The organism is Sphingopyxis sp., assembly GCF_035565275.1.
Classification (GTDB): Bacteria; Pseudomonadota; Alphaproteobacteria; order Sphingomonadales; family Sphingomonadaceae; genus Sphingopyxis.
In genome coordinates this window covers 1-11,210 of the sequence record NZ_DATMST010000158.1, presented here as the reverse complement: position 1 = coordinate 11,210, position 11,210 = coordinate 1, and the positions used below count along the sequence as shown (strand labels likewise).

General features: G+C 65.3%; 13 protein-coding genes. 5 read left to right on the top strand and 8 right to left on the bottom strand.

Annotation, left to right across the window (positions count from 1 at the left end):
- The 5 genes from trbJ to trbB all read right to left on the bottom strand — a co-directional run.
- Positions 1–648 (bottom strand): P-type conjugative transfer protein TrbJ (gene trbJ, locus VN047_RS10945; protein ID WP_325542576.1); only part of this gene is annotated, 648 nt, incomplete at its 3' end.
- Positions 645–3,086: a conjugal transfer protein TrbE gene (gene trbE / locus VN047_RS10940; RefSeq protein WP_252172005.1), complete on the bottom strand. Its 2,442-nt coding sequence runs from the start codon at positions 3,084–3,086 to the stop codon at positions 645–647. The genes trbJ and trbE, both read right to left, overlap by 4 nt.
- Positions 3,083–3,343 carry a VirB3 family type IV secretion system protein gene (locus VN047_RS10935; protein WP_054727787.1) on the bottom strand — a complete coding sequence of 87 codons (261 nt, stop codon included), beginning with the start codon at positions 3,341–3,343 and terminating at the stop codon, positions 3,083–3,085. Before VN047_RS10935 ends, trbE begins: the two co-directional genes overlap by 4 nt.
- Positions 3,343–3,639 (bottom strand): TrbC/VirB2 family protein, encoded by a 297-nt coding sequence (locus tag VN047_RS10930; protein WP_407696741.1) that lies wholly within the window; start codon positions 3,637–3,639, stop codon positions 3,343–3,345. Before VN047_RS10930 ends, VN047_RS10935 begins: the two co-directional genes overlap by 1 nt.
- Positions 3,640–3,674: 35 nt before the next feature.
- Positions 3,675–4,604: a P-type conjugative transfer ATPase TrbB gene (gene trbB, locus VN047_RS10925; protein ID WP_082396305.1), complete on the bottom strand. Its 930-nt coding sequence runs from the start codon at positions 4,602–4,604 to the stop codon at positions 3,675–3,677.
- 266 nt (positions 4,605–4,870) lie between these two features.
- On the opposite strand from trbB, the gene VN047_RS10920 reads away from it, so the two are divergent.
- The 4 genes from VN047_RS10920 (at position 4,871) to VN047_RS10905 (ending at position 7,227) form a co-directional block, all read left to right on the top strand.
- Entirely contained in the window at positions 4,871–5,389 is a 519-nt protein-coding gene (locus VN047_RS10920) for a helix-turn-helix transcriptional regulator (RefSeq protein WP_137893773.1), read from the top strand.
- A 79-nt stretch (positions 5,390–5,468) separates the two neighbouring features.
- Positions 5,469–5,777, top strand: coding sequence for a hypothetical protein (locus VN047_RS10915; protein ID WP_325542570.1), 309 nt, complete (start codon positions 5,469–5,471; stop codon positions 5,775–5,777).
- Between the two features lie 41 nt (positions 5,778–5,818).
- Complete coding sequence (locus tag VN047_RS10910; RefSeq protein WP_325542568.1) at positions 5,819–6,307, top strand: hypothetical protein; 489 nt, start codon at positions 5,819–5,821, stop codon at positions 6,305–6,307.
- Complete coding sequence (locus VN047_RS10905; protein ID WP_325542567.1) at positions 6,256–7,227, top strand: JAB domain-containing protein; 972 nt, start codon at positions 6,256–6,258, stop codon at positions 7,225–7,227. The genes VN047_RS10910 and VN047_RS10905 overlap by 52 nt, the downstream gene beginning before the upstream one ends.
- Here VN047_RS10905 and VN047_RS10900 read toward each other — a convergent pair.
- The 3 genes from VN047_RS10900 to VN047_RS10890 are packed head-to-tail and all read right to left on the bottom strand — an operon-like array spanning position 7,203 to position 10,894.
- Entirely contained in the window at positions 7,203–7,634 is a 432-nt protein-coding gene (locus VN047_RS10900; RefSeq protein ID WP_325542566.1) for a CopG family transcriptional regulator, read from the bottom strand. The genes VN047_RS10905 and VN047_RS10900 overlap by 25 nt on opposite strands.
- Complete coding sequence (locus VN047_RS10895; RefSeq protein WP_325542565.1) at positions 7,631–9,622, bottom strand: conjugal transfer protein TraG; 1,992 nt, start codon at positions 9,620–9,622, stop codon at positions 7,631–7,633. The genes VN047_RS10900 and VN047_RS10895 overlap by 4 nt, the downstream gene beginning before the upstream one ends.
- A gap of 18 nt (positions 9,623–9,640) precedes the next feature.
- Positions 9,641–10,894, bottom strand: coding sequence for a DUF3363 domain-containing protein (locus VN047_RS10890; RefSeq protein ID WP_325542563.1), 1,254 nt, complete (start codon positions 10,892–10,894; stop codon positions 9,641–9,643).
- Between VN047_RS10890 and VN047_RS10885 the strand changes: the two genes are divergently transcribed.
- The coding region (locus tag VN047_RS10885) for a hypothetical protein (RefSeq protein WP_325542562.1) at positions 10,838–11,210 on the top strand (373 nt) is incomplete at its 3' end. The genes VN047_RS10890 and VN047_RS10885 overlap by 57 nt on opposite strands.

The following is an 11,210-nucleotide window of genomic DNA, read 5'->3' as shown; positions in this document are numbered from 1 at the left end:
GCCCAGCATCTCGGCGCGGCCCTGCGCCGTCATGACGGCGGCAAGGTCGGCGATCTGCTGCGACTGGATCGCGAGCAACTGGTTGCCCGCCTGCGCCGCCTGCAGCGCGCCGGTCGCCGACTGGCTGGCGCCGACGATCGTCGAGATCGACGTCCGCGTCCCGCCCATGTTCGAGACGATACCGGCCTGCACCTTCATCGCATCCTCGAACGCTCCGACGCTGTCTTTCCAGCGCGCCTCGGCATTGGCGACCAATGCCGACGTCGGGCCCGAGAAGGCGGTTCCCTTGTAGCGCTGCTCGAAGCCCTTGCGGATATCGGCGACGTCATAGGCAATGCCTTCGGCCTCGGTGAGCAGCTGCTTGGTCTGGTCGATCTGCGCCTGCAGTTCGCCGAGCGTCGAGGTCGGCAGGCTCTGGAGGTTGCGTGCCTCGTTGAGCAGCGACGTCGCCTGGTTCTGGAGCTGCTTGATCTGGTTGTTGATCTGCTCGAGCGTGCGCGCGGCGGTCAGGATATTCTGCGAATAGTTGCGCGGATCGTGGACGATGCCGCCGACCTGTGCGCTCGCCGGCGCTGAAAGCATCGGACCCGACACACTCGCGGCGACGAGCGCCGCTGCGGTGATCGAGCGGAGGATATTCTTCTTCATTGGGGGGACTCCTCATTGGGGGCGACTGCGGGGGGCAGCAGCTCGGTCGCCCATTCGAGCTTGCGGTGGGAGAGCCACGCAGCCGCGAAGCCCTCGCGGCCGTGCGCGGCGAAAAGCTCGCCGATGCGGGTCTGGTCGGTTTTCGAGGAGGCGGCCGTGAAGGCGAGCGCGATGTCGCCGAGCCCGAGGTCAAAGAGGCGGTTGCCGCGGCGCGACTGGCAATAATAGTCGCGCTTGGGCGTCGCTCGGCTCAATATCTCGGCCTGCCGGTCGTTGAGCCCGAATCGCTCGTAGATACGCGCTATCTGCGGTTCGAGCGCGCGCTCGTTCGGCAGGAAGATACGCGTGGGACAGCTTTCGATGATCGCCGGCGCGATGCTCGAAGTCTCGATATCGGCAAGGCTCTGCGTCGCGAAGATGACGCTGGCGTTCTTCTTGCGCAGCGTCTTGAGCCATTCGCGCAGCTGCGCGGCAAAGGCTCGGCTGTCGAGAACGAGCCAGCCTTCGTCGATGATGATCAGCGTCGGCGATCCGTCGAGCCGGCCGGCGATGCGGTGGAAGAGATAGGACAGTACCGCGCCAGCCGAGGCTGCGCCGACGAGACCCTCGGTCTCGAACACCTGCACCATCGCCTCGCCGAGCTTCTCCTCGTCGGCGTCGAGCAGCCGGCCCCAGGGACCGCCGACCAGATAGGGCGCGAGTGCCTGCTTGAGTTCGATCGACTGAAGCAGCACCGCAAGACCCGTCAGCGTGCGCTCGGCCACCGGCGCAGTCGCGAGCGAGGTGAGCGCCGACCAGAGATGCTCCTTTGCCGCCGGATCGATCTCGACGCCTTCACCCGCTAGCATCGCGGCGAGCCATTCGGCCGCCCAGCTGCGTTCAGCCGCCTCGTCGATCCGCGCAAGTGGTTGCAACGAAACGCCGCCCTCGCCATCGTGCAAGGCGCCGCCGAGATCCTGCCAGTCGCCGCCCATGGCGAGCGCAGCAGCGCGGATCGAGCCGCCAAAGTCGAAGGCGAATATTTGCGCCCGCGGATAGCGACGGAACTGCATCGCCATGGTTGCGAGCAGCACCGATTTGCCGGCGCCGGTCGGTCCGACGACGAGGCAGTGCCCAACATCGCCGACATGAAGGGAAAGACGGAACGGGGTCGAACCTTCGGTCTTGCCGTACAGCAAGGGGGCATCACCGAAATGTTCGTCCCGTTCCGCTCCCGCCCACACGGCAGAGAGGGGGACTATGTGGGCGAGATTGAGCGTCGAAATGGGAGGCTGGCGGACATTGGCATAGACGTGCCCCGGAAGCCCCCCAAGCCAGGCCTCGATCGCGTTCATGCCCTCGATCGTGCAGGTGAAGTCGCGGCCCTGGATGACCTTCTCGACGAGCCGTAGCTTCTCGGCCGCGAGCGCCGGATCGGCGTCCCACACGGTGACCGTGGCGGTCACATAGGCGATGCCCGCGTGATCGGCACCCAGCTCCTGCAGCGCGATGTCGGCATCGGCCGCCTTGTTCGAGGCGTCGCTGTCCATGAGCACCGACTGCTCATTGGTCATGACCTCTTTCAGGATCGCCGCGATCGACTTACGCTTGGCGAACCATTGCCGCCGGATCTTGGTCAGCAGCTTGGTGGCATCGGTCTTGTCGAGCATGATCGCGCGGGTCGACCAGCGGTAGGCGAAGGCGAGCCGGTTGAGTTCGTCGAGCAGCCCCGGCCAGGTCGACGACGGAAATCCCGTGATCGTCAGCGTCCGCAGATGCTGGTCGCCAAGCCGCGGCTCAAGCCCGCCGACGAGCGGCTGATCGGTGAGCAGCGCATCGAGATAGACCGGCGTTTCAGGCACGCGGACGCGCTGCCGCTTGGTCGAGACGGTCGAATGGAGGTAGGTCAGCGTCTCGCCGTCATCGAGCCATTCGGCCTCGGGCATGAAGCCTTCGACGAGATGGAGGACGCGGTTCGTCCGGTCGGTGAAGCTCGCGACGTGTTCGCGCGGGTCCACGCCCGAGCGCGCCATCCCTTCATAGAGCCACCCTTCCGCGCGCGAGGCATCCTCCGCCGGCGGCATCCACAAAAGAGTCAGGAAATAGCGGCTCTCGAAATGCGCCCCTTCCTCCCGGAACTGCTCCTGCCGCTCCATGTCGACAAGCGCGGACGCCGGATCGGGAAACTCCGACTGCGGATAGCCGCTCGCCGGCAACCGCTGGGCCTCGACGAACACCGCCCAGCCCGAGCCGAGGCGCCGCAGCGTATTGTTGAGGCGTGAGGTCACCGCGACCAGTTCGGCTCGCGTGGCGCTGTCGAGATCGGGGCCGCGGAAGCGCGCCGTGCGCTGCAGCGATCCGTCCTTGTTCAGCACCACGCCCTCGCCCACCAGCGCGACCCACGGGAGAAAATCGGCAAGGCAGGCGGATTTCGAGCGATATTCGGCAAGGTTCATCATGGCCGCATCCAGACAGGATATTTGAGGTGACGCCTTGCGACGTCGACGAAGAGGGGATCGCGGCGCGCCGCCCAGACCGAGAGCGCATGGCCGATCGCCCAGATCGCGATGCCGGCGATCCAAAGGCGAAGTCCGAGTCCGATCGCCCCAGCAAGCGTGCCGTTGACGATCGCGAGCGACCGCGGCGCGCCGCCGAGCAAGATCGGCTCGGCGAGCGCCCGGTGAACCGGGGCGAAGAAGCCCGGAACCTCCTCCATCAGATCAGCGCTCCGCCGCCGAAGGAAAAGAAGGACAGGAAGAAACTCGACGCCGCGAATGCGATCGACAGACCGAACACGATCTGGACGAGGCGGCGGAACCCGCCCGACGTGTCGCCGAATGCGAGGCTGAGGCCCGTCACGATGATGATGATCACCGCAACGATCTTGGCGACCGGCCCCTCGATGCTCTCGAGGATCGATTGCAGCGGCGCTTCCCACGGCATCGACGAACCGCCGGCATGCGCCGGGGCGGAAACGACCAGCGCGACGAACAGCGCGGTAGAGCAGAGCATGGCGCGACGGGCGCCATGCCGGAAGGCATGGGTCATCATATTTCTCCTTCGGGGATGAGCGGGGTGATGCAGAACTGGCCGGTCACAGGGTCGAGGCCATCGACACGGGCAAGTTCGGAAAGGCGGCGCCCGGTGCCGTCGCGTACCAGCACGGCGACAAGGTCGATCGTCTCGGCGAGCAGCGCGCGCGGGACCGTCACCACGGCCTCCTGAATGAGTTGCTCCATCCGGCGCAGCGAGCCGAGTGCGGTCCCCGCATGGATCGTGCCGATACCGCCGGGGTGACCGGTGCCCCACGCCTTCAGAAGCTCAAGCGCCTCCGCTCCCCGGACTTCGCCGATCGGGATGCGATCAGGCCGTAGACGGAGCGAAGAGCGCACGAGGTCCGCGAGCGTCGCCACGCCGTCCTTCGTTCGCATGGCGACGAGATTGGGCGCGGCGCATTGAAGCTCGCGCGTATCTTCGATCAGAACGATACGATCCGACGTCTTCGCAACTTCCGCGAGCAATGCGTTGGTAAGCGTAGTTTTTCCGGTACCGGTACCGCCGGCCACCAGAATATTTTTCCGCTCGGACACTGCGCAGCGGAGGATCTCGGCCGAGAGGTCCGACATGATACCGGCGGTGGCATAATCGTGAAGGGTGAACACCGCGACGGCGGGCTTCCGGATGGCGAAGGTCGGCGCTGCCACCACCGGCGGCAACAGCCCTTCGAAGCGCTCGCCGGTCTCCGGGAGTTCGGCAGAGACGCGCGGCGAGCCAGCGTGGACCGCGGCGCCAACATGGTGCGCGACGAGGCGAATGATGCGTTCGCCATCGGCGGCGGCAAGAAGGATTCCGCTGTCGGCGATGCCGATGCCCAACCGGTCGACCCAAAGACGGCCATCGGGGTTGAGCATGATCTCGATGACCGAGGGGTCGGCAAGCCATTCGGCGATGGCGCCGCCAAGCGCGGTCCGGAGCATGCGCGCGCCGCGTGCCTGCGGCTCATTGCCAGTCGATGCTGCGCCCATCGGAGTCCCCGTTCATTGGTCCGGGCAACGGCGCCCGGCTCGACGGGGACGAGTAAGAGACGCAGAAAAGTCCCGGCTTCAACAGGGATTTACGCGCGTCAAACCATCGGAAAGAATGACTAGCCATTGCCTATGCGGCCGGCTCGGTCTGCAGCCATCTTACCGCGACTCACTCCGATGATGCTTGCGCGCGGCGCTATTTCGACAATCATGTAAACATGAATGATTCGGGGTCGCACCCAATTGACGACGAAGCTCGATGGAACCGCCTGACAGAGAAGCAGCGCGCGTGCCTTGACCTGCTCATCGAGCACAAGACCTCGAAAGAGATCGCCCGGCTTCTCGATATTTCGAAGCACACCGTCGATCAGCGGTTGAATCTGGCGCGCGACACACTTGGCGCGCAGGACCGGAACGAGTCCGCCTTCATCTACCGTCAGATGAAGGAGAAATACGACCGAGTGACATACGACGCGGTGGAGGTTCCGGCGACGCCGGCATTGGTGCGATCCGAGTTTCCGGACGGCGGCTCGCCCAACCTCATGGAACTGCACGACAGTTCGGCGTTGCAGGGCGGGTCATCGGGAATTCGCCCGCCGTTCAGAGGTCTTTTCAAGCGCGATCATAATTCGGCAAACCGGCTTTGGATCTATCTCGCCGGACTTGCCGCTGCGGTCTGGATTGTCCTGGGTGGTCTCGGCGTTGCCCAAGCGCTGAACCAGCTGATCCAGAACTGACCTCTCTTCAAATCGGTCCAATTGGCTGAGGCTCTGCGGCTTCGGCGAAGGAGAACCTATGTCTGAGAATATTGCCGCAATGGCGGCCCGGCTGCATCGCGACGTCCCAAATGCCGAGGGAAGTATCGACGACGCGCTGATTGCCGTGGCTTCGCTCACCACCAGCGTCGTTATGGCCCGGCGCGCGATCGGCGCACCGGCGAAAACGGGCCAAGGAACGATCATACGCTTGGTCGAGGCGCAGATGTCGCTCGTTAAGGTCAGCGGCAGCATTCTTCGCGCGCACAATGAGCTGGCCGAGATCGGCAAGGAAACGGCCGGGTACGATTTGCGCGAATGCCCGTCTGTTGCCGGCACGGAGGTCGTTCCGCTTTCTTCGGCTGCATGAAGCGAATTGACCGAGAGCGATCCGCATGAAAAGTCACGAGAATGCGCATAGCCATTTTCGCCACGATATTGCTGATCGCTCTCGTCTATGCGGCGTGGAAGGGTGGCGGCCCGGAGCGGGCGATGGTCGCGATAGCCGTTACCATCGTGGTCTGGGATCGCTTGTTGGTCGCTTCTGGGCTGGTCTCCTATCATGTGCTCGATATTGGTTATCTCGCGCAAGACGCATTTGGAGCCCTAGCGACGCTTGCCCTGGCGATGGTCGCGTGCCGCTTCTGGACCATTCCCGCGGCGATCCTTCATGCTTTGCCCCTGCTCGCCCATCTGAGCCGAGCCGTGGACCTCTCCATCAGTCCTGTCGTATATCTGACGATGCAGGTGGCATCGTCCTGGCTGGTGCCACCCCTGTTAATCCTTGCAACCTGGCATCACCAGCGTCGCCTGAAGCAGTGCGGCAGCGATCCGTCCTGGCACATCTCGTGGAAATCGCAGCCCCGGGACAAGGGGCAGCACTCGCCAAAGCCCTCCTAGACGAATTCCAGTCGCTCGGCCGCCTGTGGGCGCAAGAGCCCGAAGCCATAGCGAGAATCGTCGGCAGCAATTCGCTAGTGGCGTCCCTGATCCTGCACGCCCGCGACGCCGCAATCGCGGCGGCGAGTTCCGACATCCGCGGAATTCGCATCGATCCGTTCGCGGCTGAGGTCAGACAGTATCTGATCTTGTCGATGGGCAGCCTTGCGGACGAGCGCTTCCGCATCCTGTTTCTGGATTCTTCGCACCGCCTGATCACCGACGAAGAGATGCAGCGCGGGACGATTTCCCAGATCAGCCTCTACCCGAGAACCATCTTTCGGCGTGCCCTCGAGGTGAACGCCGCCGCGATCATCCTCGTCCACAATCACCCGAGCGGCGATCCGAGCCCAAGCGCGGAAGATATCGAAGTGACGAGGCGACTTGACCAGATTGGCAGATCGCTGGGGATCGAGGTGCTCGACCATATCATCGTCACCGCCGCCTACGCACATCACCTCATCAGTCGCGATCCGACGGCCACTCGCGAGGCGGCGGCCCCTTTCACCCTCCAAAGTCCTGGCAGCCAGCAGACCTCGGACGACGAGGACCTGGCGCTCGCCAACGCACGGGCGACGATGCGGCGACGGCTGCTCCGCCAACAATTGCTCGGCGCGCCCGAGCTCTTTGGCGATCCGGCGTGGGAGATGCTGATCGATCTCTTCATCCACGAATGCGAGCGAAAGCCGATCTCGGTTACCTCGCTATGCGTTACCCCGAGCATCCCCATGAGCAGCGCCATTCGGCTCTGTCAGAAGCTCTGCGACGCCAACCTCATCCGGCGCAAACCGGATCTCTATGATGGTCGCCGCGTCTTCGTCGAACTCAACCCCGACGTGTCCCACCGCCTCCGCGCCTATTTCCTCGCCGGGTCCGATTGAGCTTCGCCGCGGCTTAACTCTTCCGCCAGCTTGGCACCGCCGTCCATCCGCTTGGCGAGCGCATCGACAAATCCCTCCCACCGCCGCTTGCCGGTCGCCTGCGCAGCAGCGAGCGCGGCGTCGGGTAGCGGTGTCGTGCTGGTCAGCCAATGCCGCACAAAGAGCGCCAGCGTCTCGTTGGTGAGGTCGGTATGCCATTCGAGCCGTTCGAGGAGCCGGACCAGGCGGTCGAGGCGCCGGATCAGCAGAGCTTCGGCCCGGTCCTGATCCTGTGGCAGCAACATGGTGGTGAGCGCCGCCTCGACGACCTCGGTCTTGGTGGTGCCGCGCTGCCGGGCTCGATCTTCCACGCTTCGCACGAGGCCAGCGTCGAGGCGGAACGTCTGCTTGATATGGGCGCGGCTCACAGGTCGATCCCGTCACCGGGATCGAGCGAGGCACTCCGCGCCGCGCGCGACAGGCGGCGATCGGCAGCCGCGCGGGCGCGGGCTGCGTCGCCCTGTGCGTCGTCGTCGGCATAGTCGAACTCGCCCTGCACAGGACGGCTTGGCGGCGCGACATCTTCATGTTCCGGAAGCTGGGGTTCCTGCCGGATCCCGCTATTCGCAGTGTCGCTCTCCCTGTCGTGCTCCTTCGCTTCAGGCGCGGGCAGCGCGAGACGAGCCGGAGCGGGCGCAGCTTCTTCTCTCCGCGCCCAGTCATGAGGCTTCATCGGTCCGGCCTTCCGATCGGGCGGCGCAATGATCCGAGCACGAAACCGGGCGTCGAGAAAATATCGCGCCTTCCTCGCCCGGATCGGCGCAAGACCCGCGACCATCACGATCTCGTCGTCGGGCGGAAGCTGCATCACCTCGCCGGGCGTGAGCAATGCGCGGGCCGTCTCGGTACGCGATATCATCAGGTGACCGAGCCAGGGCGAGAGCCGGTGGCCGGCATAATTCTTCATCGCTCGCTGTTCGGTGGCGGTCCCGAGTGCGTCCGATATGCGCTTGGCGGTTCGCTCGTCGTTCGTCGCGAAACTGACGCGGACATGGCAATTGTCGAGGATCGCGTTGTTCTGGCCATAAGCCTTCTCGATCTGGTTAAGCGACTGCGCAATCAGGAAAGCCTTGATGCCGTATCCGGCCATGAAGGCCAGCGCGCTTTCGAAGAAATCGAGCCGCCCGAGCGCCGGGAATTCGTCGAGCATCAGCAATAGCCGGCGCGGCCGCGCCGCGGGGTTGAGCTCCTCGGTAAGGCGCCTTCCGATCTGGTTGAGGATGAGGCGGATCAGCGGCTTGGTTCGACTGATGTCTCCCGGCGGTACGACGAGATAGAGCGAGACCGGGACATCATCCTCCATGAGGTCGGCGATCCGCCATTCGGACGATCCGGTGACGGCCGCGATGACCGGATCGCGGTAGAGGCCGAGAAAGGACATGGCGGTCGAGAGCACGCCCGACCGCTCATTCTCGCTCTTGTTGAGCAACTCCTGTGCCGCTGCAGCCACCACCGGGTGAACCGATGTACCGAGGTGCTTCGTCGTCTTCATGCGCCGCAGCGTCGTCTCGATCGGGCGGCGCGGGTCCGACAAGAAAGCGGCGACGCCCGCGAGCGTCTTGTCCTCTTCGGCATAAAGGACATGAAGGATCGCACCGACGAGGAGTGCGTGGCTCGTCTTTTCCCAATGGTTTCTTTTTTCGAGGCTGCCCTCGGGATCGACGAGCACATCGGCGACATTCTGCACATCGCGCACCTCCCACTCGCCGCGGCGGACCTCGAAGAGCGGATTATAGGCGGCCGACGCCTTGTTGGTCGGATCGAAGAGCAGCACGCGGCCATGCTTCGCCCGAAAGCCTGCCGTGAGCTCCCAATTCTCGCCCTTGATGTCGTGGACGATGCAGCTGCCGGGCCATGTCAGCAGCGTCGGGATGACGAGGCCGACGCCCTTCCCCGACCGCGTCGGCGCGAAACAGAGCAGGTGCTCGGCGCCATTGTGCCGCAGATAGCGTTTCCCGAGCCGCCCGATGATCACCCCGTCCTCGCCGAGCATGCCGGCGGAGCGAATTTCGCGGTCGCTAGCCCAGCGCGCCGAGCCATAAGTCTCGGCGCGGCGGCGCTCGCGGGCGCGCCAGATCGACATGAAGATCGCGACGATGATCGACAGAAATCCGCCCGAGGCGGCGATAGCCGCGCCGCGATAGAAGACCGGCGGCGCATAGGCATCGAAGGCGAACCACCACCAGAAGAAAGCCGGCGGCGGATAGACGGGATAGCCCGATAGGCGGAACCAGGGATCGCCGAGCGCCGCCTGATAGCCAAGCTCCCATGCCGTCCACTGCGTCGCGGTCCATACCGTGCCAATTACGATCAGGAAGATGACGGTGATTTGTCCCCAGAGGATGCGGTCGTTCATGGGCTTTCTCCTGTCCGGTCAGATGCCGATCCCGCGGCCGCGGCCGAGTGACCAGTCGATGCCGCCGGTCGCTGTGGCGGTTCCGCTGATATGCTTGCCGAGGTGCGGCTCGAGCGCCGGTCGCCAGGGCACGAGCTGGAAGCCGAGCCCGTCGTCGATCATCGCGAAGCGTCCCGAGGCGAGCTGCACGCGCTCGCGGTAGATGCCGCTCACATGCTCGCCCGGTGCCGATGGCCGATGCTCGAGGCCGGTCCGCGCCGCGATCGCGCCAACGGCCGCGTCCACCTCGCTGCGGCGGAGTGTCTCGATCCGCTCCCGGGATGACCGGCGCTCCATGCCGCGCGGCAACAATTCCTCGCGCTCGAGAAAGGCGGTGCGCGCCTTCATCGCATCCCGGACCTCGCGGCCGAACCCTTGCGAGCGCATCGACCGGTCGGGCGCGGCAAGCTGCCGATCGAGCCAGGTCGCGCCGCGGGCCTCCACCTGCTCGCCGAGCGGGAGGTCCGAGCGAACCGCGAGCGAGATGTGGCGGGCGCCGTCGCGGCCGTCCCAGTGCCTCAGCTCGACGATTGAGCCAGGCTTTGCGTCGCCAGTCCACTCGAGGTCTGGAAAGCGGATATGGTGGGTTCGGCCATCCACCCCGTCGACGATCGCATAGGCGGAGCCCGCGAGTTCGTCGTCGAGCCCGCGTGCGACGAGGCGGCCGATGACTGCCCGTTCGCCCTGTTCGCCGATTGCCAGGGCCGAAGGATCGAATGCGATCCCGCGCGCCGACATCTCGCGGTGCATGGTCTTGATGATATCGCCGCGTTCCCCGATGGCGCGAAGCCTCCCCTCGGCCGCCGGATCGATGAGATATTGGGCGGGGCCGACCCGGGATACGAGCCCCAGCGCTTCGAGCTTCGCGACGCGCCCCAACAGGTGCTGGTTGGTTCCCGCCTCGCGCCCCGCGATCGGACGGAGGTCGACGATTTCATTCTCGCGTGACCGGCGCGCGAGTTCGGCATCGAGGCTGGTCCAGCGCTCGGCCTCGACTTCGCGGCGCAGGGCCGCATCAACCTGAAGCTCGCTCCTGGGGCCAAGCTCCAAAGTCGCGATCTCGGACGCGCGGCCGCGCACACCCTCTGCCATATAGCCCCGGTCGATAACGAGATCGGTGCCGTCTGCGGCGGCGCCGCGCACCAGGACATGGATGTGCGGATTGTCGGTATTCCAATGATCGACCGCGACCCAGTCGAGGCGCGTCTCGAGATCAACCTCAAGCTGGCGCATCAGGTCGCGCGTGTAGCCGCGCAGGTCGCCAAGCTCGGCCGCATCCTCAGGACTGACAATGAAACGGAAGTGGTGACGATCGCCGCCGCAGCGCTCAGCGAAGGCTCCGCGATCGGCCTCATCGCCGGCGGCATCGAACATAGAGGCGTCGCGTCCGTCGCGGGTTACACCGTCGCGTTCGAGATAGGCTATGTGACGTCCGAGTGGGGCGGCACGAAACCCCGCGCCGCGATGCCGGACTATCCGCGCCATCACAGTGACACGGCGCATCGCCGGACCGCGCCGGATGACTGCAAGCGCCCGGCGACCGCGCCCA